This window comes from Kitasatospora paranensis (genome assembly GCF_039544005.1).
GTDB classification, from domain to species: domain Bacteria; phylum Actinomycetota; class Actinomycetes; order Streptomycetales; family Streptomycetaceae; genus Kitasatospora; species Kitasatospora paranensis.
This window is the reverse complement of record NZ_BAABKV010000001.1, coordinates 2,169,218-2,189,176: the sequence shown is the minus strand read 5'-3', so window position 1 is coordinate 2,189,176 and position 19,959 is coordinate 2,169,218. Positions and strand designations below refer to the sequence as shown.

Sequence of the window (19,959 nt, the reverse complement as noted above, 5' to 3'; positions counted from 1 at the left end):
CCCCCGGGTGCCGGATGCGGACGGATCAGGTTGCACCCTAGGGCACACCGCCGACACCCGGCAGCCCGGTCCGACGAGCCGTCAGCTCCGGCTCGCCGGACGGATCATCCGGCGAGCTCCGCCAGCGGCACGTCCGGGTCGGCGAGCCGGTCGGCGTCCACCTGCCGCCCCGAGCGGACGAGTTCGCGGATCGGGTCGGTGACGTCCCAGACGTTGACGTTCATCCCGGCCAGCACCCGGCCGCCGGACAGCCAGAACGCGATGAACTCCCGCCCCTCGACGTCCCCGCGGAACACCACCCGGTCGTAGCCGTCCGGCTCGACGTAGCCGGTGTACTCCATGCCGAGGTCGTACTGGTCGGTGAAGAAGTACGGCACCCGGTCGTACACCGCGTCCCGGCCGAGCATCGACCGGGCGGCCGTGGCGGGCTGGTTGAGGGCGTTCGCCCAGTGCTCGACCCGGATCGGGCGGCCGAACAGCGGGTGGAAGGCGTTGGCGACGTCGCCCGCGGCGAACACGTCCGGGTGCGAGGTGCGCAGGTGCTCGTCGGTGCGCACGCCGTTGTCGACGGTGAGTCCGGCCGCCTCGGCGAGCGCGGTGTTCGGGCTGATGCCGACGCCCACCACGACGGCGTCGGCCGGTACGAGCGTGCCGTCGCCGAGCCGGACACCGCCGTCCTCCACGGCCGCGACCTGCACCCCGAACCGCAGGTCCACACCTTTCTGCCGGTGCAGGTCGGCGAAGACCCGGGCGACCTCCCGGCCGAGCACCCGCAGCAGCGGCAGCTCCGCCATCTCCAGCACGGTGACCTCGGCGCCGGCCAGCCGGGCCGCGGCGGCCGTCTCCAGGCCGATCCAGCCCGCACCCACGATCACGATCCGGGCGCCCGGCCGCAGGGCCGAGCGGATCCGCTCGCTGTCGCCGACCCGGCGCAGCGTCAGTACCGACGGGCCGTCGCCGCCCGGCACCGGGAGGCGACGCGGCGAGGCGCCGGTGGTCAGCAGCAGCTTGGCGAAGCCCGTCCGGGTGCCGTCGGCCAGCTCCACGGTGCGGGCCCGCGGGTTGATCGCGGTCACCCGGGTGCCGAGCCGCAGCGTCACGTCGTGCTCCGCGTACCAGGCCGCCGGATGGACGTCGAACTCCGCGCGCGGCGTTTTGCCCTGGAGGTACCCCTTGGAGAGCGGCGGCCGCTCGTAGGGGAGTTCGGTCTCCTCGCCGATCAGCTCGACCGGCCCGCCGTGCCCCTCGGCGCGCAGCGCCTCGGCGGCCTTCGCGCCGGCCAGGCTCGCCCCCACGATGACGTACGGCTGCTCCATGCTCGCTCCTCGCTCGGTCTGCGGCGGCCCCGTCCTCCCGGTGCGGCGGATACCCGCCGCGGAGCCCTCACACACGGGAGCATGCGGCAGCGCGCCCGTCCCGGCGCCGACGACACCCCGGCCGCGGGCCGCGCACCCGCCGCCGCGCGCTGATGCGCCGCGAACCGTCCGACACGCCCTAGGCTGGTGCGGGCCACGAACCGGAAGGAGTCGCTCGCATGGGTGAGCCGAGGGCCAGGGTGCGATGCGTTCCCGCGGTGCCGTGCTGGGTCAGCCTGATGGCACGGGACCTGGACGTCGCGCAGTCCTTCTACGGGCCGCTGCTCGGCTGGACGTTCCAGCCCGGGCCGGACCGCTGGGGCCCCTACCTGTGGGCTGTCGTCGACGGTGTCGAGGTGGCCGGGATCGGTGTGGCGGCGGGCGACTGGCAGCCGCCGGTCGCCTGGACGACGTACTTCGGCACGGACAGCGCCGACCGTGCCGCCGAGGGCGTCCGGGAGCGCGGCGGGACCTCGGCGGTCGGGCCGCTCGCCTTCGACCAGGGGCGCATCGTGCTGGCCGCCGACCCGGCGGGCGCCGCGTTCGGCGTCTGGGAGGGCGAGCCCGGGGTGGAGAACTGGATGAAGGACCCGGGTGCGCCGGTCTGGATCGAGCTGCGCACCCCGGACCCGTTCGCCGCCGCGCTCTTCTACGGCGAGGTCTTCCGCTGGGACGACCAGGACATCGACCACTTCGGGGTGCAGTACGAGCACGAGCGGGTGGTGCTGCGCTCGGAGGGCCGCACCGTGGCCGCCCTGTGCGCGGTGCCCGGGGCCGCACCGCACTGGGAGGTGTTCTTCTCCGTCGCGGACACCGACCGGGCCGTCGAGGAGGCGGTGAAGCTGGGCGGCGGCGTCGCCTCGCCGGCCGAGGACACCCCGTACGGGCGGGCGGCGCGGCTGCGGGACGTCGAGGGCGGCCTGTTCTCGGTGATCGCGCCCACCGCGGGCTTCTGACCCGAGCGGACGGCGGCCGGATCGGCCGGCCGGACCGGACACGCCGAGCAGCGGGCGGCCGGGCCGAATCGGCCGGCCGCCGCGTGGGCGAAGAGGCGTTCCAGGCGGAGCAGGACGTGGCCGGCGGCGCGCCGGTGCGGGAAGAGCGCCTCGATCCGGGCCTCGGTGGCCTGGGCGAGCAGTGTCAGGCACCCCTCGGCGGCGGCCCGGCCACGGATCCGGTGCGGCATCGGGACGGGGGCGACGTCCACCGCGTCGATCTCGCCGGTGAGCCGGGCGTCGCGGGCCAGGACGGTGATCCGGTGCAGCGGCGAGGACTCCTCGACGAGCACGGCCAGCGCCCCGTCGGGGAGGACGGCGCAGCTCACGACCGGGGGATCCCGGGGCGTTCGGCCAGGTCGATGCCGGGCACGTCCAGCACCACGGAGGAGCCGAACTCCAGCAGTGTGCGCAGCCGTTCGGCCGCCGTAGGGGCGCCGTCGGCGGCCCGGGCGGACCTGCGGGCGGCCCGGTTCGCGGTGTCGGACATGCTTCCTCCCTGGTCGGTCAGGTGAGCCCAACCTCATCAGGGGAGCTGTCATCGGGCCGCCGCGGCGGGTCGACGCTCGCCGACGATCCGGCCGTCGGCGAGCTCCACCACCCGGTCCGCGACCTCCATCAGGTTCTGGTCGTGCGTCGCCACCAGCACGGTGACCCCCTCGCTGCGGACCACCGCGCGCAGCAGCTCCATGACGGAGCGTCCGGTCTCGGAGTCCAGCTGCCCGGTCGGCTCGTCCGCGATGATCAGCGACGGCTCGTTGGCCAGCGCCCGGGCGACGGCCACCCGCTGCTGCTGCCCGCCGGAGAGCTCCCCGGGCCGCTGATCGGCATGGCCCGCGAGGCCGACGAGCGCCAGCAGCGTGCGCACCCGCTCCTCCCGCTCCGCCACCGGCGCCCGGCGCATCCGCAGCGGCACCCCCACGTTCTCCGCGGCGGTGAGGATCGGGATCAGCCCGAAGGACTGGAAGACGAAGCCGATCCGGTCCCGCCGCAGGGCCAGCCGGCCGTCCTCGTCCAGGTCGCCCAGGTCCGTGCCGTCCAGCACGATCCGCCCGCCGGAGGGCCGGTCCAGACCGCCGACCAGGTTCAGCAGGGTGGTCTTGCCCGACCCCGACCGGCCCTTCAGCGCCGTCAGCTCGCCGCGCGGGATCTCCAGCGACACCCCGCGCAGCGCGTGCACCGCCCGCGGGCCGCTGCCGAAGCTGCGCCGCACCTCCTCGACGGCCACCATCGGTGCCGCCGGGTCGGCCGGCCCCTGTCGCTGTGTCATGTCGTCCCCTCGTCCCTCGGCCGGCGCGCCCGCCCCGGCCGCACCAGTGTGCTCACCGGCCACCTGGTTCGCGCAAGACCCTTCCCATCGATCAGCCGATCTGACAATATCGTCCGCTATCCGGTGAACCGGTGACACTGCGGCCGGAATCCGGGGGATGTGCGTGATGGGTTTCGTGGTGCGCAGGCTGCGGGGGCGCCTGCCACTGGCCGCTGCCGCGCTGCTCACCGTGCTGACCACCACCTGTGTGCTGACCGCGCTGCTCGTCCTCGCCGACGGCGCCGACCGCACCGGGCTGCGGCGCAGCCTGAACGGTCCCGGCGCCACCCGCGCCGCCGTCCTGGTCACCGGTGACCGGGAGATCGCCACCCGCGCTGCCGACGACACCGCGGTGCAGCGGTTCGCCGACGACCTCTTCGGACCGCTGCCGTCGGCCGTCCGCACGGTGGCCCGCAGCCGTGCGTACGCCCTGCCCGGTGCCCCGGCCGGCCAGGACCCCGACCTCACCCTCCTCGCCGCGCTCGACCGCAGCCGCACCCGGCTCGTCGCCGGCCGCTGGCCCGCACCGGCGGCCGCCGGTGCGACCGTCGAGGCCGCCGCGCCCGAGGCCGCCCTGCGCGGCATGGGACTGACCGCCGGACGGCTGCCCGCCACCCTCGCGCTCACCGACCGCTTCAGCGGCGGCAGCCTCACCGTCCGCGTCACCGGCGTGTACCGGCCGGCCGACCGGGGCGACCCGTACTGGCGGCTCGACCCGCTCGCCGGCCAGGGCGCCCGCAGCCTCGGTTACACCACCTACGGACCCCTGCTCACCGACGACTCCGCGTTCACCGCGGGCCCGGTCGCCCAGGCCGGCCGCAGCTGGCTGATCACCGCCGACTTCTCCGGGATCGACCGCGACCGGGCCGACGCCCTGCGCGGGCGGGCCACCCTGCTGCCCGCCCGGCTCCAGGCCGCCGCCGCCGTCCGGATCGACACCGACCTGCCCGCGCTGCTCGACGAACTGGCCTCGGACGCCCTGGTGTCCCGCTCCACCCTGCTGGTCGGCGCGCTCCAGCTCGCCGTCCTCGCCGCCGCCGTGCTCCTGCTCGTGGTGCACCTGCTGGCCGAGCGGCAGGCCGACGAGAACCGGCTGCTCGCCGCACGCGGCGCCTCCCGCCGCCGGATCGGCGCCTTCACCGCCACCGAGATCGCCCTGCTGGCCCTGCCCGCCGTCGTCCTCGGGCCGCCGCTCACCCCGGCCCTGCTCGCGGTGCTCCGCCGGGCTGCCCCCGCCGCGGGCACCGGCACCGGACTGCCCTGGTTCGCCTGGCCCGCCGCGGCGCTCTGCGCGCTGGCCTGCGTGCTGCTCGCCACCGTCCCCGTGCTGCTGCGTGCCGCCGGGGCCGCCGTGCTGCGCCGGGCCGGCCGCCGCCACGCCGCGATCCCCGCAGCCGCCCGGATCGGCGCGGACGTGGCCCTCGCCGCGCTCGCCGTGGTCACCTACCTCCAACTCGCGGGCCACACCGGGGGGCTCACCCCGGACGCCGGCGGCCGACTCGGCATCGACCCGCTGCTGGTGGTCGCGCCGGCCCTCGCACTCTGCGCGGGCACCGTGGCCGTCCTGCGCGTCCTGCCGCTCGCGGCCCGGCTCGGCGAACGCCTGGCCACCCGCGGCACCGCGCTGGGCCCCGCCCTCACCGGGTGGCAGCTGGCCCGGCGGCCGTCCCGCGCCGTCGGCCCCGTCCTGCTGCTGGTGCTCGCCGTCGCGATGGGCATGCTGGCGCTGGGTCAGCGCGCCTCCTGGGCCGAGTCCCAGCGCGACCAGGCCGACTTCGCCACGGCGGGCGGACTGCGTATATCCGGCTCGACGGCACCGGTGGCCGCCCAGGGCGAGCGGTACACGGCGCTGCCCGGCGGCGACCGGCTCATCCCGGTCGCCCGCACCGAACAGCGGCTGCCGGACGGCAGCGGGGCCGACATCCTGGCCCTGGGCAGCACGGCGGCCGCGCAGCACCTGCGGACGGCGCCGGAAATCCTCGGCGGCCGCACCGCCGCCGAGGTGTTCGGCCCGCTCGCCGCGGCCCCGGTCACCGGCCCGCGGGCCGGCCTCCCGCTGCCCGGACGGCCGCGCCGGATCGAGGTCGACCTCGACGTCCGCGTCCTGTCCGAGCAGCCGCTGGAATCCGGCGACGCCCCGCAGGACGGCCAGGACAACCACCAGGTCGGGGTGGAGCTGCTCGTCCGGGACCGCTTCGGTGCCGATGTCTGGGTCCGGCTGCCGGCCGTCCCCGACGACACCCGACGGACGGTCTCCGCCGACCTCGACGAGCTGACCGGCCCGTCCGGGACGTTCGCCGCCCCGCTGACCGTCGTCGGCGTCGCCGTCGACAGCGGAGCCGTCCCCGACTCCGCGACCGCGCGCCGGGTGACGCTCCACCGGATCGCGGCCGGCGACACCGCGACCGGCCCGGCCACCGCCGCCGCCGTCCCGGACGGCCTCGGCTGGTCCGTCCGCGGCTCCGCGCACCCCGGCGCGACGACCCGGGCCGCCGCGACGGCCGACACCCCGCTGATCCTCGACGCGACCACCCTGGGCGCCGACTCCGCGCGGATCGAACTCGCCCCCGCCGACCGCGCGGGCACCGCGGCCGCCGTTCCCGAGGTGAAGGCCGTCGCGACCCGCGGCTACCTCACCGGGCTCGGCGCCTCGGTCGGCGACCTCGTCCGGGTGCCGTTCGGCACCGGCGACGTCCAGGTGCGGGTCGCGGCCGTGGTGGACGCCCTGCCGACCACCACCCGCGCGGCCCTGGCCGTCGACCTCGCCACCCTCGACCGCTGCCTCGTCGCGGCCGGCGAGCGGGGCTGGGCCCCTCCGAATGGTGGCTGCCGGGCACCGGCCCCGCCGACCCCGTGCCCGGCCGGGCCGCCGAGGCGCTGCGCGGCGACCCGACGGCCACCCAGAGCCTGCAGGTCCGGGACGAGATCGCGGCCGCCCTGCGCGCCGACCCGTACGGCGCCGCCGCGCAGGCCGCACTGGCCGCCCTGGCGCTCGCCGCCGTCGTGCTCGCCGCGATCGGCTTCGCCACCGCGACGGCCGGCTCCGCCGCCGAGCGCGCGGGGAGTTCGCGGTGCTGACCGCGCTCGGCGCACCCCGCCGCGCGCTGACCCGGACCGTGCCCGCGCAGCAGGCGGTACTGGGCGTGCTGGGCCTGACGACCGGTCTCGCCCTCGGCGCCCTGCTCGTCCGGCTGGTCGTCCCGCTCGCCGTGCTGACCCCGCAGGCCCGCCGCCCGGTGCCCGCGGTCGTCGTCCAGCTGCCGCCCGGCCAGGTGGCCGTGCTCGCCGCCGTGGTCTGCCTCGCCCTGCTCGTCCCCGCGGTGCTCACCGGCCGCCGCCACGCCGAGGCCGCCGCCCGGCTCCGCCACCTGGAGGACATGTGACCGAGCGTCACGGCCGCGCCGTCGGCCCGACGCCCTGGGTGCGGGCACGGCTGCGGGCCGCACCGGGGCCGCGCTGCTGGCGGCCGCCCTGGTCTTCGCGACGGCCTTCCTCGCCACCGCGCTGCCGCGCACCCTCGACCGCTCCGCCGACGGGGCGCTGCGTGCGCTCGTCCGCGCCAACGGACCGACCGCCGGTGCGCTCGTCGCCACCGCGACACCGCTGCGCGGCAGCCACGACCTCGCCGCCGACCTCGACACCCTGCGCGCCACGGTGAGCGGACTGGTCGACGACCCGCTGCGGCTCCAACCCGGCCGGACGGTGACCGGCTCCCGCACCCTCGTACCCATGCCGCTGCTCGGCGCCGGACTGCCCCGGCCCGGCGGCGAACCCCCGAGCTCGGCCTCTTCTTCCTCGACGGCGCCGACCGGCACGCCCGGCTCGCCGCCGGGCGCTGGCCGGGCGGTTCCCCTCCGCCGCCGGCCCCGCGGTCGAGGTGGCGCTCGCCGAGCCGACCGCCGCCGTGCTCGGCCTGCACGTCGGCTCGGTGATCGACGGCGGCAGCGTCCTCCAGCAGCAGCGCCTGGCCACCGTGGTCGGCCTCTTCCGGGCCACCGACCCGCAGGACCCGTTCTGGGCCGGCACGGCGTGCCTGACCGCGGCCTGCCCCGTCGCCCGCACCGTCCAGGGCGAGTCCGTGCCGTACTGGCTGACCGGCGCCCTGGTCGGCCGCGGCCGGCTCGCCGCCCTGTCGTGGTGGTCCGACCGGGCCGAGGACTTCGTCCAGCTGCCGCTGGACCCGACGGTGCTGCGGGCCGACCGGACGGCCGCCCTGCAGGGCAGCGTCGGCGCGTTGCTGGCCGGCCCGAAGGCCGACGCGGCCGCCGCCGAGTCCCGCCGCATCGACCTGCACGTCACGTCCGACCTGCCCGCCCTGCTGACGCTGGCCGAGCACCGCCGGGCCGCGGCCGCCCCGCTCACCGCGCTCGGACCGGTCGGCGCCGCCGGGGTCGCGCTCGCCGTGCTCTGCCTGGCAGCCGCCCTGGCCGTCGAGCGCCGTACGGCCGAACTGCACCTGCTGCGCGCCCGTGGCGCCTCCCGCACCGCGCTCGGCCGGCGGCTGCTGGCCGAGGGGGCGGTGACGGTGCTGCCCGCGGCCGCCGTGGCCACCGTCCTGGCGCTGGCCGCGCTCCCCACCCCGCGCTGGGGCGCCGCCGTGGCGGCCGGCGGCGCGGCCGCCGCCGTCGCCCTGCTCGCCCTGCCCGTGCGCGCCCTGCTCGCGCTGCCCGCCGACGCCCGCCGGGGCGCCCGGCAGGAAGCGGCCGCACACCGCTCCGGGCGCCGCCGGGCCGTCGCCGAGGCGGCCGTCGCGGCGGTCACCGTCGGTGCGCTGGTCGCGGCCCGGCGGCGCGGTGTCGCGTCCGGCGCCGGCGTCGATCCGCTGCTCGTCGCCGCGCCCCTGCTGATCGCCCTCTCCGGGGCCCTGCTGCTGGCCCGCTGCTGGCCCGCGCTGGCCGGCCTGGCCGCCCGGCGCGCCGCCCGGGGCCGCGGGCCCATCGCCTTCCTCGGGCTGGCCCGGGCCGCCCGGGGAAGCGGCGGACGGCGCAGGCCGAGCGTCCTGCCGCTGCTCGCCCTGCTGCTGGCGGTCACCACGGCGGGATTCGGCGCCACCGTCCTCACCGCCCTGCACGCCGGACAGCAGCGGGCCGCGCTGACCGCGGTCGGCGCCGACGCGGTGGTCTCCACCCCCGGCGACCCGCTGCCGGCCGGCTTCGCGGACGCCGCCGCCGCCCTGCCCGGCGTCGTCTCCGGGCTCACCGCCTGGCGCGACGGCGACGCCGCGATGGCGACGGCCGACCGCAGCCTCTTCCCGAACGTGACCGTGCTGGTGGTCGACCCCGTCCGCTACGCGGCGCTGGCGGAGAAGTCCGGGACGGGCCGGTTCGACCCGGCGCTGCTCGCCGCCGGCACCGCCGACGGCGCGGTGCCCGTCCTGGTCACCCCCGGGCTCGCCGCCCGCCTCGACGACAGCCCCGCCGGGATCCACCTCGGACCGGGCGAGATCGAGGCCCGGATGGTGGGCGTCATCGACGGCGCCGTCGGCGTCGGCGGCGGCGAGATCGCCGTGCTGCCGGCCGCACCGGCCGCCGCCGCGCTCCCCGCCGTCGGCCACCCCAACCTCTGGTTCGGCACCGGCCGGATCGAGCCCGGCCCGCTGGGCGACCTGCTGCGGCGGCTCGACCCGGCAGCCGGGAGCACGGCCGTCCAGGCGGCCTCGGCCGGCCCGGCGCGCTACCACGTCGCCACCGCCGCGGCGGAGGCGCGGCGGCTCGCCGCCGACCCGGCGCCGCGCGCGGCGGCCCGGCTCTTCGACACCGCGGTGCTCGCCGCCGACGCCTTCGCCCTGCTGGCCGTCCTGCTCACCCTGGTGCGGGCGACACCGGAACGGACGGCGCTGCTCGCCAGGCTGCGCACGATGGGGCTGCGCCCGCGGGCCGGGCTGGCGCTGATCCTCGCGGAGGCGCTGCCGCAGGCCCTCGCCGCCGCGGTGGTGGGTGCCGCCCTGGCCGCGGCCGCCGCCCTGGTCCTCGGCCCGGCCGTCGACCTGGCCGCCATCATCGGTGCGCCCGTGCACGCCACCGTCGCCTTCGCCGCCGGGCCGGTGGCGGTGCAGGCCCTGGCCCTCGCGGCGGCCGCGGCGGCCGCGGTGTTCGCCGAGGCGGCGTACTCGGCCCGACGACAGATCAGCACCGAACTCCGAGCGGGGGACGACCGATGACCAGCGACACGGCCGGCGTGGCACCGAGCTACCAGGACCTGCAGCGGGCCGCGCTGGCCGCGGCGGAGCCCGTCCGGTACGGCGCGGACGCCGCGATCGTCTGCGACCGGCTGGTGCGGATCTTCACCGCCGACCGGGTCGAGGTGCAGGCCCTCCAGGGGCTCGACCTGGTGGTGGACCGCGGCGACCTGGTGGCCCTGGTCGGCGCCTCCGGCAGCGGCAAGTCCACGCTGCTGGCGATCCTCGCCGGGCTCGACGTGCCCACGGCCGGCTCCGCCGCCGTCGGGGGCTGCGACCTGCTCGCGATGAACGCCGGCGAGCGCCTGCGCTACCGCCGCGAGGTGGTCGGGTTCGTGTGGCAGCAGACCGCCCGCAACCTGATGCCGTTCCTGACGTCCGCGCAGAACATCGCCCTGCCGCTGCAACTGCGCGGCGGGCGCCGCGGCCCGGGGGCCAAGCGGCGGCACCGGGCGCGCGTCGCCGAGCTGCTGGAGGCGCTCGGCATCGGTGACCTGGCCGACCGCCGCCCGGCGGAGCTCTCCGGCGGCCAGCAGCAGCGGGTGGCGATCGCGGTGGCGATGGCCAACGATCCGGCCGTGCTGCTCGCCGACGAGCCGACCGGCGAGCTCGACTCCGAGACGGCCGCGGGCATCTTCGAGGCCTTCCGCACCGTCAACCGCGAGCTGGGCACCACGGTGGTGATCGTCACGCACGACCCGATGGTGGCCGGCGAGGTGCGCCGCACGGTGGCCGTCCGGGACGGCCGGACCAGCACCGAGGTGCTGCGGCGGACGGTCACTGCCGAGGACGGCTCGGAGCAGGTCAGCGAGCGGGAGTACGTCGTCCTCGACCGGGCCGGGCGGGTGCAGCTGCCGCCGGCCTTCCTGCGGGCGCTGGGCATGGAGCGCCGGGTCGCGGTCGACCTGGCCGCCGACCACATCGCCGTCCGGGCGGACGACACGGACCGCTAGCGGACCCAGGGACAGGGGCAGGGGGCCGGTCAGGCGGCCGGGCCCCCGAGCATCCGCAGGACCAGGACGCCGTAGCGGCGGCCCAGCTCCTCCGGGGTCTCGGTCGAGCGGTCGGTGTACCAGCGCGCCACGTCGATGCCGAGCGAGGTGACGGCGCGGGCGGCCGTCCGGGCGTCCAGGACGTCGAAGTCGCCGACCGCGACGCCGTGCTCGATGATCCGGCGCACGGTGTCCTCGATCCGGATCCGCAGGCCGGCGACCTCGGCGAAGGCGTCCTCGGGCAGCGCGTACAGCTCGTGGTTGACGATCCGGCCGACCGTGTGGCCGCGGGCGTGCCAGACGGTGAAGTCCTCGACCAGCTGCCGCATCTGGTCGACCGGCCCGGGTGCGGAGGCCTCGGCGCGTTCGACGAGGTCCAGGGTGGCCCGGTGGCCCGTCCGGCTGATCTCGGCGAGCAGGGCGGCCTTGGACGGGAAGTGGATGTACAGCGCCGCCGGGCTCATGCCGGCCGCGGTGGCGATGTCCCTGGTCGTCGTGGCGTGGTAGCCGCGGCGGGCGAAGGACTCCACACCGGCGAGCAGCAGCCGCCGGGCGGTCTCGGTGCGCTCCCCGGACCACAGGTCGGCGGTGGCTTGGTCGGTCATGGCGTCAATCCTCGCAGACGGATCACGGACGGCGGCGCCCGGCTGTTGACAGTGTGGCCCGTCGGCAACATGCTAAGCAAGCGCTTAGTCACCATCCTCGTGCTCGATCCGCGCTCCATCCGTGCTCCACCTGTCGACAGACGTACGGCGAAAGGTTTTGGCGATGACACCCTCGTTCAAGGGCCGGGTGGCCCTGGTCACCGGCGCCAGTCGGGGCATCGGCCTCGGCATCGCGCGGGAGCTCGTCCAGCGCGGCGCGAAGGTCTGCATCACCGCCCGCAACCCCGAGCCGCTCGCCGACGCCGTCCGCGACCTCGGCGGCCCGGAGGTCGCCATCGCGGTCGCCGGCAAGGCCGACGACGCGGCCCACCAGGACGAGGCGGTGAGCCGCACCATGGAGGCCTTCGGCCGGCTCGACTTCCTGGTGAACAACACCGGCATCAACCCCGCCTACGGCCCGGTGCTCGACACCGACCCCGCGGTGGCCGCCAAGATCATGGCCGTCAACGTCCTCGCGCCGCTCGCCTGGACCCGCCGCGCGCACGCGGCCTGGATGGGCGAGCACGGCGGCGCGGTGGTCAACGTGGCCTCCATCGCCGGCATCCGCTCCTCCGCCGGGATCGGCATGTACGGCGTGAGCAAGGCCGCCGTCATCCGCCTCACCATGGAGCTCGCCGCCGACCTCGGCCCCGGCATCCGGGTCAACGCGGTGGCGCCCGCCGTCGTCAAGACCAAGTTCGCCGAGGCGCTCTACGAGGGCCGCGAGGAGAAGGTCGCCCGCGCCTACCCGCTCGGCCGGCTCGGCCTGCCCGAGGACGTCGCCGGCGCGGTCGCCTTCCTGCTCTCCGACGACGCCGCCTGGATCACCGGCCAGAACCTCGTCGTCGACGGCGGCGTGACCCTCGGCGGCGGGCTGTGACCGCCCCCGCGGACAGCGGCCTCGCGGGCCGCGGCGTCGTCGTCACCGGGGCCGGCCGCGGCATCGGCGAGGCCCTGGCCGCGGCCTTCGCCGCCGCCGGCGCCCGGGTCGTCGTGAACGACCTGGACGCCGACGCCGCCAAGGCCGTCGCGGACCGGATCGGCGGCACCGCCGCCCCCGGCGACGCCGCCTCGGCCGAGGGCGTCGCCGACCTGCTCGGCGCTGCCCGCGCCGCGCTCGGCGCCGTCGACGTCTACTGCGCCAACGCCGGCATCGCCCCGATCGGCGGGGCCGACGCCGGCCCGGAGGTGTGGGCCCGGGCCTGGGACGTCAACGTGATGGCGCACGTCCGCGCGGCCGAACAGCTCCTGCCCGACTGGCTGGAGCGGGGCGAGGGCCGCTTCCTCGCCACCGTGTCCGCGGCCGGCCTGCTCACCATGCTCGGCTCTGCGCCGTACGCCGTCAGCAAGCACGGCGCGCTCGCCTTCGCCGAATGGCTCTCCGCCACCTACCGGCACCGCGGGATCCGGGTGCACGCGCTCTGCCCGCAGGGCGTGCGCACCGACATGCTGAAGGTCACCGGCGCGGCCGGCGACGTCCTGCTGCGGCCCACCGCGATCGAGCCCGGGGAGGTGGCCGCGGCCACCCTCCGGGCCATCGCCGAGGAGCGCTTCCTCGTCCTGCCGCACCCCGAGGTCGCCGACTACGCCGCGGCCCGCGCCACCACCCCGGACCGCTGGCTGGCCGGGATGAACCACCTCCAGCAGGCGATCGAGAACTCCCCGGGAGGCACCGCATGAAGGCCTGGCAGGTACGCGAACTCGGCGAGCCCGCCGCAGTGATGGTGCAGGCGGAGACCGACCGTCCGGTCCCCGCGGCCGGACAGCTGCTGGTGAAGGTCCGGGCCGCCGCCGTCAACTTCCCCGACGCGCTGATGTGCCGCGGGCACTACCAGGTCCGGCCGCCGCTGCCGTTCACCCCGGGCGTCGAGCTGTGCGGCGAGGCCGCCGGCGGCGACCGGGCCGGGGAGCGACTGATCGGCACCGCCCTGCTGCCCGCCGGCGCCTTCGCCGAGTACGCCCTGATGGACGCCGGATCGGTCTTCGCCGCCCCCGCCGCCCTCGACGACGCCGAGGCGGCCGCCCTCCACATCGGCTACCAGACGGCCTGGTTCGCCCTGCACCGCCGGGCCCGGCTGCGGGCCGGCGAGACCCTGCTCGTGCACGCCGCGGCGGGCGGCGTCGGCAGCGCCGCCGTCCAGCTCGGCAAGGCCGCGGGGGCGACGGTGATCGGCGTGGTCGGCGGCCCGGCCAAGGCGGCGGCCGCCACCGCGCTCGGCGCGGACCTGGTGATCGACCGGCACAGCGAGGACTTCGTCGCGGCGGTCAAGCAGGCCACCGGCGGCCGCGGTGCGGACGTCGTCTTCGACCCGGTCGGCGGCGACGCCTACACCGGCTCCACCAAGTGCATCGCCTTCGAGGGCCGGATCGTCGTGGTCGGCTTCGCCGGCGGCACCATCCCGGCGCCCGGTCTCAACCACGCCCTGGTGAAGAACTACGCCATCCTGGGCCTGCACTGGGGTCTCTACAACACCCGCGACCCGCAGGCCGTCCGGGACTGCCACACCGAACTCACCGGGCTCGCGGCCAAGGGCGTCGTGAAGCCCCTCATCGGCGAGCACCTGACCCTGGACCGCGCCGCCGAGGCCGTCCAACTGGTCGCCGACGGCGCCTCGATCGGGCGGCTGACGCTGCACCCGTGAACCCTGCCGACGGCCTTCGCCACCGTCCCGCCAGGCACTCGGTGTCCGGCGGACGAGTGGCGGGGGCCGCTGCGCTTGACCGGGAAGCGGATCCCCGCAGACTGAACCCATGACCTCCTCCGCACCCGGCCCGGTTCCGCCCGCGGCCGGCGAATTCGCCCCCGCACCGGCCGCCGACGACAGCCTGGCGGCCGATCTGCGCCGCACCGCCGCGGAGTTCGGGCTCGCTCTTCCCGCGCCGGAGGAGAAGGGGAGCGCAGCGTCGAGTTCCGCGACGCCGACGGCCGTCGGGTGACCGTGATCGCCCTCCGGGCCGAGCCCGGCTACCGGGTGCGCTGTGGCCGGCAGGGTGCCTCGCTCGCCGCGGGAACGACCGAGGACCTGGCCGCCGTGGCCAGGGCCGTTGCGGCCTGGATGGGCGGCGCCGGTCTCGAACGCACCCGGGTGGCGGCCCCGTTCATCCGGTTCAGGCCATGGGCGCTCGACCACGAACGCGAGCCGTTCGACCAGGTCGAACTGGCTTGGAGACACAAGCTCGACCGGTTCCACATGCTTCCGGGACGGCGCCGTCCCCATGTTGAGGCACTCGTGGAGGCGGCGCACGCCCAGCCCGCCCTCCGTCGGCTGATGCCGGTCACCAGCCACTTCGTGCTCTGGTTCTCCACCCGCGTCAACCACCCGTACGAGCGGGTCGGATACGCGATCGATCCGCAGGGCGACGGGCAGTACGTGGTGCGGGACCTCGGCGAGGTCATCGCCTGCACCACCACCCCGGAAGAAGCCGTCGCCCTCGCCGTGGCCGCCCTCCCGGAGGGCACCGGCCCGGCGCACTGACCGGGTCGGTCCGGCGCGCCGTCCTCGCCGAACCCGCCGAGCACCGGCGCCCGGCGCTTTCCGCGGAGCTGTCCTCCGGCGCCCACCGCCGACCCGCAAGCGCCTGTGCCCCGGACGGTCGGACCGCCGGGGCACAGGCAACTGGCATGCCGTCAGCCCGAGACCGGGGCCGGCAGGTCCACCAGGCGGGCCAGGGAGGCGCGGTGGGCGCCCGGGGTGCCGAGCGCGATCTGGTCGGCCTTGGCGCGCTTCAGGTACAGGTGGGCCGGGTGCTCCCAGGTCATGCCGATGCCGCCGTGGAGCTGCACGCACTCCTCCGCGGCCCGCACCGCCAGCGCCCCGCAGTGCGCCTGGGCCAGCGCCACCGCGACCGGCGCGTCCGCGTCGCCCCGGGCCAGCGTGTCCGCCGCGTACCGGGCGGCCGCCCTGGCCCCGACCGTCTCCAGCCACAGGTCGGCCAGCCGGTGCTTGATCGCCTGGAACGAGCCCAGCGGGCGGGCGAACTGGGTCCGCTCCTTCAGGTACGCCACGGTGGTGGCCAGGCACCACTCGGCGATGCCCAACTGCTCGGAGGCCAGCAGCCCGGCACCCGTCAGCAGGGCCCGCTGCAGTGCCGCCTCCGCGTCCGGTCCGGCCGCGAGCAGCCGCCCGGGCACCCCGGCCAGCGTCACGTCCGCCACCGGCCGGGTCAGGTCCAGTGATGTCCGCGGCACCACGCCGAGCCCGGCCGCGCTCGCCTCCACCGCGTACAGCGCGGCCCCCTGCGGGCCGGCCGCCGGGACCAGCAGCACGTCGGCGGCCGAGGCATCGGCGACCGCGGTGATCCGGCCGCCGAGCGTGCCCGCGCCGTCCACCCGGACACCGGCCGGGAACGCCGACCCGGGCGCCGTCGACAGCGGCACCGCCAGCGCCGCCGTGCGCGCTCCCTCCGCCAGGGCGGCCGTCAGCGGGTCCGCCGGGCAGGCCGCGAGCAGTGCGGTGGTCGCCAGCACGACGCTGCCGAGGAACGGCACCGGCGCGACGCTGCGGCCCAACTCCTCCAGGACGACCGCGGTTTCGCGCAGTGAGGCGCCCGCACCGCCGGCCGCCTCGGGGACGTGGAGCCCGGCGGCGCCGAGGTCGGCGGCGAGCTTGCGCCACAGCGCCGGGTCGTACGGGGCCGGGCCCTCGCAGCGGGCCAGCACGGCGGCGGTGGTGCAGTGGTCCGCGAGCAGGGCCCGCACGCTGGCGCGGAGCTCCTCCTCGACCTCGGAGTACAGCAGGTCGGCGGTCATCGCGGCAGCTCCTTCCAGGGCACGTTCTTGTCGGTGCGCGGCTCGCCGGGCAGGCCGAGCACCCGCTCGGCGATGATGTTCCGCAGGATCTCCGAGGTGCCGCCCTCGATGGAGTTGCCCTTGGCCCGCAGGTAGCGGTAGCCGGCCTCGCGGCCGGTGAAGTCGACGTGGTCGGGGCGGCGCATCGTCCAGTCGTCGTACGACAGGCCTTCCTCGCCGAGGAGTTCGACCTCCAGGCCGCTCAACTCCTGGGCGAGGCGGGCGAAGGCGAGCTTCATCGCGGCGCCCTCGGGGCCGGGCTGCCCGACGGTGAGCTGCTGGCGCAGCCGTTCGCCGGTGAGCCGGGCGACCTCGGCCTCCACCCAGCCCTTGAGCAGCCGCTGGTGGAGGTCGTGGGTGCGCAGCTCGGGCCGGGCCCGCCAGGTCTCGGCGACGACGCCGACCATCCCGGCCTCGCGCGGTGCGGCCTGGCCGCCGATGGCGACCCGCTCGTTGTTGAGGGTGGTCTGGGCGACCTGCCAGCCCTCGCCGACCGCGCCGAGCCGGTGCGCGTCGGGGATCCGGACGCCGGTGAGGAAGACCTCGTTGAACTCGGCCTCGCCGGTGATCTGGCGCAGCGGCCGGACGTCGACGCCGGGGTCGGTCATGTCGCAGACGAAGTAGGTGATGCCCTGGTGCTTGGGCACGTCCGGGTCGGTGCGGGCGATCAGGATCGCCCAGCGGGCGGTGTGCGCGCTGGAGGTCCACACCTTCTGGCCGTCCACCACCCAGGTGTCGCCGTCGAGGACGGCCCGGGTGCCGAGGGCGGCGAGGTCGGATCCGGCGCCCGGCTCGGAGAACAGCTGGCACCACACCTCCTCGCCCGTCCACAGCGGCCGCAGGAAGCGCCGCTTCTGCGCATCGGTGCCGTACTTGAGGATCGTGGGGGCGGCCATGCCGAGGCCGATGCCGATCCGCCGGGGGTCGTTGCCGGGGGCGCCGGCGGCGGCCAGTTCGGCGTCGACCACGGCCTGGAGGCTGCGCGGGGCGCCGAGGCCGCCGAGGCCCTCCGGGAAGTGCACCCAGGCGAGGCCTGCGTCGAAGCGGGCCTGCAGGAATGCGAGCCGGTCGGTGTCGGCGGGGTCGTGGGCGGCGAGCAGCGCGGCGGTGCGCTCGCGGAGTTCCGACTCCATGTCAGCTCTCCTTCTGCTGGTAGCGCTTGAGTTCGCGGTGGGCGAGGGACCTGCGGTGGACCTCGTCGGGGCCGTCGGCGAGCCGCAGGGTGCGGTTGCCGGCCCAGAGCTGGGCGAGCGGGGTGTCCTGGCTGACGCCGGCGGCACCGTGCGCCTGGACGGCCTTGTCGAGGATCCACTCGACGGTCTGCGGCACGATGATCTTGATGGCCTGGATCTCGGTGTGCGCGCCGCGGTTGCCGACGGTGTCCATCAGCCAGGCGGTCTTGAGCACCAGGAGGCGGGCCTGCTCGATGCGCACCCGCGACTCGGCGATCCAGTCCTGGACGACGCCCTGGTCGGCGAGCGGGCGGCCGAAGGCGATCCGGTCGGTGACCCGGCGGCACATCAGTTCCAGGGCGCGCTCGGCGATGCCGATCGCCCGCATGCAGTGGTGGATGCGGCCGGGGCCGAGCCGGGCCTGCGCGATGGCGAAGCCGGATCCCTCCTCACCGATGAGGTTCGCCGCCGGCACCCGGACGTCCTCGAAGATCACCTCGGCGTGCCCGCCGTGGTCCTGGTCCTCGTACCCGAAGACGGTCATGCCGCGCTTCACGGTGACGCCGGGGGTGTCGCGCGGGACGAGGATCATCGACTGCTGGCGGTGCTTGGGCGCGTCCGGGTCGGTCTTGCCCATCACGATGAAGATCCGGCAGTTCGGGTTCATCGCACCGGTGATGTACCACTTGCGGCCGTTGACGACGTAGTCGTCGCCGTCCCGCTCGATCCGGGTGGTGATGTTGGCGGCGTCCGAGGAGGCGACGTCCGGTTCGGTCATCGCGAAGGCGGAGCGGATCTCGCCGGCCAGCAGCGGCTCCAGCCACTGCTTGCGCTGCTCCTCGCTGCCGAACTGGTGGAGCACCTCCATGTTCCCGGTGTCCGGGGCGGCGCAGTTGAGGGCGGCGGGGGCGAGCAGGACGGAGCGGCCGGTGATCTCGGCGAGCGGCGCGTACTGGAGGTTGGTGAGCCCGGCGCCCGCGTCGCCGGGCAGGAAGAGGTTCCACAGGCCGCGGTCCCGGGCCGCCGCCTGGAGTCCGGCGACCACCTGCGGGACGGTCCACGGCTCGCGGGCCGGGTCGGCGAGCTGCGCGGCCAGCACCGGCTCGGCCGGGTACACCCGCTCGTCCATGAAGTCGAGCAGTTGGGAGCGGAGTTCCTCGGTGCGGGAGTCGAAGGCGAAGTCCACGGGTCAGCGCTCCTTGAGTGAGGTGAGGCCGAACGAGACGAACAGCGGCACGAGTTCGCCGACCCGGTCGAAGCCGGCGCCGACCGTGCGGCCCTGGGTGAAGCGGTAGTGGATGCCCTCCAGCACGACGGCGAGCTTGAAGGAGGCGAAGCCGACGTACCAGCCGAGGGCGGAGACGTCCCGCCCGGAGCCGGCCGCGTACCGGCCGACCAGTTCGGCGGTGGTGGGGAAGCCGGGGGCGAGGGCGGCGCCGGGCAGCGCGCCGTCGAAGCGGCGGGCGAGCTCGGTGTACATCACGAGCAGGCCGACGTCGGTCAGCGGGTCGCCGAGGGTGGACATCTCCCAGTCGAGCACCGCCCGGATCCGGTCGTCGTCGCCGACCAGGACGTTGTCGAGCCGGTAGTCGCCGTGCACCAGCGCGGGCGCGGGGGAGTCGGGCAGGGTGCGGGCGAGCTGCTCGTGCAGGTCGTCGATGCCGGCCACCTCACGGCTGCGGGAGGCGTCGAGCTGCTTGCCCCAGCGGCGCAGCTGCCGCTCCAGGAAGCCCTCGGGCCGGCCGAAGGCGGCGAGCCCGACCTCGTCGGGGTCGACGGCGTGCAGGTCGACGAGGGTGTCGACGAGGTGGAGGCCGAGGGCGTGCACCCGCTCGGTGCCGAGAGCGGCGAGGGCGGCGGCGTCCCGGTGCGGGGTCCCGTCGACGTGCTCCATCAGGTAGAAGGGCGCGCCGATCACCTCGGTGTCCTCGACCAGCAGCAGCGGCCGGGGTACCGGGACCCGGGTGGGGTGCAGGGCGGCGAGCACGGTGTACTCGCGGGCCATGTCGTGGGCGGTGGCGAGCACGTGGCCGAGCGGCGGGCGGCGCAGCACCCAGCGGGAGGTGCCGTCCTCCAGCAGATACGTCAGGTTTGACCGGCCGCCCTCGAAGAGCCGGGCGTGCAGCGGTCCGGTGACGGTGCCCGGCAGGTCCGCGTCGAGCCGCTCGCGCAGCCGTGCCAGGTCGAGACCGGGTGGGGTCTCGGGGGTGTCGCTCATGGGCCCTCGCCTCGGTAGGAATCTACTGACTAAGCGCTTGCTTAGCTTCGCCGGGAGGGCTGCCGTTGTCAACGGCCGCCGGGCCCCCGCGGGCACGCGGCGAGCCGCCCCGGGGCGGTCGGTGCGCGGGGCGGCTCGTGGTGCCGGGCCGCGCGGTGGCGGGGGCGGCCGCCGCCGACGGCCCGGGCGATCCGGGCGCCGGCCCGGCCCCGGTCGTCGTCCTCCCGGTGCAGCGGGTACGCCCGACGGCTCGACAACCGGAGGGGGACGGTGCCGGGACGGCCGCGAGCCCGGCCGGGTGTGGGTC

At 76.6% G+C, this 19,959-nt stretch carries 17 protein-coding genes and 1 pseudogene; 10 read left to right on the top strand and 8 right to left on the bottom strand.

Annotated elements, in window-relative coordinates; all coding sequences use genetic code 11:
• Window positions 1-104: 104 nt before the first annotated feature.
• Window positions 105-1,316 carry an NAD(P)/FAD-dependent oxidoreductase gene (locus ABEB13_RS10900; protein WP_345705342.1) on the bottom strand — a complete coding sequence of 404 codons (1,212 nt, stop codon included), beginning with the start codon at window positions 1,314-1,316 and terminating at the stop codon, window positions 105-107.
• A gap of 278 nt (window positions 1,317-1,594) precedes the next feature.
• Between ABEB13_RS10900 and ABEB13_RS10895 the strand changes: the two genes are divergently transcribed.
• Entirely contained in the window at window positions 1,595-2,311 is a 717-nt protein-coding gene (locus ABEB13_RS10895) for a VOC family protein (RefSeq protein ID WP_345705341.1), read from the top strand.
• Between the two features lie 364 nt (window positions 2,312-2,675).
• On the opposite strand, the gene ABEB13_RS10890 is transcribed toward ABEB13_RS10895, so the two are convergent.
• Window positions 2,676-2,840, bottom strand: coding sequence for a hypothetical protein (locus ABEB13_RS10890; RefSeq protein WP_345705340.1), 165 nt, complete (start codon window positions 2,838-2,840; stop codon window positions 2,676-2,678).
• A gap of 48 nt (window positions 2,841-2,888) precedes the next feature.
• Window positions 2,889-3,620, bottom strand: coding sequence for an ABC transporter ATP-binding protein (locus ABEB13_RS10885; protein WP_345705339.1), 732 nt, complete (start codon window positions 3,618-3,620; stop codon window positions 2,889-2,891).
• A gap of 157 nt (window positions 3,621-3,777) precedes the next feature.
• Between ABEB13_RS10885 and ABEB13_RS40475 the strand changes: the two are divergent.
• From ABEB13_RS40475 to ABEB13_RS10870, 4 genes and pseudogenes are all read left to right on the top strand, one after another.
• Window positions 3,778-4,989 (top strand): annotated as a pseudogene (locus ABEB13_RS40475) (FtsX-like permease family protein); the annotation flags it as partial.
• A gap of 1,489 nt (window positions 4,990-6,478) precedes the next feature.
• A complete protein-coding gene (locus ABEB13_RS40470) occupies window positions 6,479-7,042 on the top strand; it encodes an FtsX-like permease family protein (RefSeq protein ID WP_425559961.1) in 564 nt (187 codons plus the stop codon).
• Between the two features lie 494 nt (window positions 7,043-7,536).
• Complete coding sequence (locus ABEB13_RS10875; RefSeq protein WP_345705337.1) at window positions 7,537-9,819, top strand: hypothetical protein; 2,283 nt, start codon at window positions 7,537-7,539, stop codon at window positions 9,817-9,819.
• Window positions 9,816-10,790 carry an ABC transporter ATP-binding protein gene (locus ABEB13_RS10870; protein ID WP_345705336.1) on the top strand — a complete coding sequence of 325 codons (975 nt, stop codon included), beginning with the start codon at window positions 9,816-9,818 and terminating at the stop codon, window positions 10,788-10,790. Before ABEB13_RS10875 ends, ABEB13_RS10870 begins: the two co-directional genes overlap by 4 nt.
• A gap of 29 nt (window positions 10,791-10,819) precedes the next feature.
• Here the strand turns inward: ABEB13_RS10870 and ABEB13_RS10865 are convergent, their stop codons facing one another.
• Entirely contained in the window at window positions 10,820-11,434 is a 615-nt protein-coding gene (locus ABEB13_RS10865) for a TetR/AcrR family transcriptional regulator (protein WP_345705335.1), read from the bottom strand.
• Between the two features lie 163 nt (window positions 11,435-11,597).
• Here ABEB13_RS10865 and ABEB13_RS10860 point away from each other — a divergent pair, with 163 nt between their 5' ends.
• The 5 genes from ABEB13_RS10860 (at window position 11,598) to ABEB13_RS10840 (ending at window position 14,949) form a co-directional block, all read left to right on the top strand.
• Window positions 11,598-12,353, top strand: a complete 756-nt coding sequence (locus tag ABEB13_RS10860) for an SDR family oxidoreductase (protein ID WP_100890958.1) — start codon at window positions 11,598-11,600, stop codon at window positions 12,351-12,353.
• Complete coding sequence (locus tag ABEB13_RS10855; protein WP_345705334.1) at window positions 12,350-13,153, top strand: SDR family oxidoreductase; 804 nt, start codon at window positions 12,350-12,352, stop codon at window positions 13,151-13,153. The genes ABEB13_RS10860 and ABEB13_RS10855 overlap by 4 nt, the downstream gene beginning before the upstream one ends.
• Window positions 13,150-14,115 carry an NADPH:quinone oxidoreductase family protein gene (locus tag ABEB13_RS10850; RefSeq protein WP_345705333.1) on the top strand — a complete coding sequence of 322 codons (966 nt, stop codon included), beginning with the start codon at window positions 13,150-13,152 and terminating at the stop codon, window positions 14,113-14,115. Before ABEB13_RS10855 ends, ABEB13_RS10850 begins: the two co-directional genes overlap by 4 nt.
• 109 nt (window positions 14,116-14,224) lie before the next feature.
• Window positions 14,225-14,410: a hypothetical protein gene (locus ABEB13_RS10845; RefSeq protein WP_345705332.1), complete on the top strand. Its 186-nt coding sequence runs from the start codon at window positions 14,225-14,227 to the stop codon at window positions 14,408-14,410.
• Window positions 14,407-14,949: a DUF6193 family natural product biosynthesis protein gene (locus ABEB13_RS10840; protein ID WP_345705331.1), complete on the top strand. Its 543-nt coding sequence runs from the start codon at window positions 14,407-14,409 to the stop codon at window positions 14,947-14,949. The genes ABEB13_RS10845 and ABEB13_RS10840 overlap by 4 nt, the downstream gene beginning before the upstream one ends.
• Window positions 14,950-15,101: 152 nt before the next feature.
• Here the strand turns inward: ABEB13_RS10840 and ABEB13_RS10835 are convergent, their stop codons facing one another.
• From ABEB13_RS10835 to ABEB13_RS10820, 4 genes are read right to left on the bottom strand one after another with little or no spacing between them, the layout of a single operon-like run.
• Window positions 15,102-16,223: an acyl-CoA dehydrogenase family protein gene (locus ABEB13_RS10835; RefSeq protein ID WP_345705330.1), complete on the bottom strand. Its 1,122-nt coding sequence runs from the start codon at window positions 16,221-16,223 to the stop codon at window positions 15,102-15,104.
• Window positions 16,220-17,395 (bottom strand): acyl-CoA dehydrogenase family protein, encoded by a 1,176-nt coding sequence (locus tag ABEB13_RS10830; RefSeq protein WP_345705329.1) that lies wholly within the window; start codon window positions 17,393-17,395, stop codon window positions 16,220-16,222. Before ABEB13_RS10830 ends, ABEB13_RS10835 begins: the two co-directional genes overlap by 4 nt.
• A 1-nt stretch (window position 17,396) precedes the next feature.
• Entirely contained in the window at window positions 17,397-18,620 is a 1,224-nt protein-coding gene (locus tag ABEB13_RS10825) for an acyl-CoA dehydrogenase family protein (protein WP_345705328.1), read from the bottom strand.
• A gap of 3 nt (window positions 18,621-18,623) precedes the next feature.
• Window positions 18,624-19,652 carry a phosphotransferase family protein gene (locus ABEB13_RS10820; RefSeq protein WP_345705327.1) on the bottom strand — a complete coding sequence of 343 codons (1,029 nt, stop codon included), beginning with the start codon at window positions 19,650-19,652 and terminating at the stop codon, window positions 18,624-18,626.
• Window positions 19,653-19,959: the final 307 nt, after the last annotated feature.

What these genes read in the sequence shown, in the direction of transcription:
- ABEB13_RS10870 (WP_345705336.1), top strand. Translation starts at nt 9,816, where the DNA reads ATGACCAGCGACACGGCCGGCGTGGCACCGAGCTACCAGGACCTGCAG.
- ABEB13_RS10860 (WP_100890958.1), top strand. Translation starts at nt 11,598, where the DNA reads ATGACACCCTCGTTCAAGGGCCGGGTGGCCCTGGTCACCGGCGCCAGT.
- ABEB13_RS10830 (WP_345705329.1), bottom strand. Translation starts at nt 17,395, where the DNA reads ATGGAGTCGGAACTCCGCGAGCGCACCGCCGCGCTGCTCGCCGCCCAC.
- ABEB13_RS10865 (WP_345705335.1), bottom strand. Translation starts at nt 11,434, where the DNA reads ATGACCGACCAAGCCACCGCCGACCTGTGGTCCGGGGAGCGCACCGAG.
- ABEB13_RS10845 (WP_345705332.1), top strand. Translation starts at nt 14,225, where the DNA reads ATGACCTCCTCCGCACCCGGCCCGGTTCCGCCCGCGGCCGGCGAATTC.
- ABEB13_RS40470 (WP_425559961.1), top strand. Translation starts at nt 6,479, where the DNA reads ATGGTGGCTGCCGGGCACCGGCCCCGCCGACCCCGTGCCCGGCCGGGC.
- ABEB13_RS10900 (WP_345705342.1), bottom strand. Translation starts at nt 1,316, where the DNA reads ATGGAGCAGCCGTACGTCATCGTGGGGGCGAGCCTGGCCGGCGCGAAG.
- ABEB13_RS10820 (WP_345705327.1), bottom strand. Translation starts at nt 19,652, where the DNA reads ATGAGCGACACCCCCGAGACCCCACCCGGTCTCGACCTGGCACGGCTG.
- ABEB13_RS10885 (WP_345705339.1), bottom strand. Translation starts at nt 3,620, where the DNA reads ATGACACAGCGACAGGGGCCGGCCGACCCGGCGGCACCGATGGTGGCC.
- ABEB13_RS10895 (WP_345705341.1), top strand. Translation starts at nt 1,595, where the DNA reads ATGGCACGGGACCTGGACGTCGCGCAGTCCTTCTACGGGCCGCTGCTC.
- ABEB13_RS10890 (WP_345705340.1), bottom strand. Translation starts at nt 2,840, where the DNA reads ATGTCCGACACCGCGAACCGGGCCGCCCGCAGGTCCGCCCGGGCCGCC.
- ABEB13_RS10850 (WP_345705333.1), top strand. Translation starts at nt 13,150, where the DNA reads ATGAAGGCCTGGCAGGTACGCGAACTCGGCGAGCCCGCCGCAGTGATG.
- ABEB13_RS10835 (WP_345705330.1), bottom strand. Translation starts at nt 16,223, where the DNA reads ATGACCGCCGACCTGCTGTACTCCGAGGTCGAGGAGGAGCTCCGCGCC.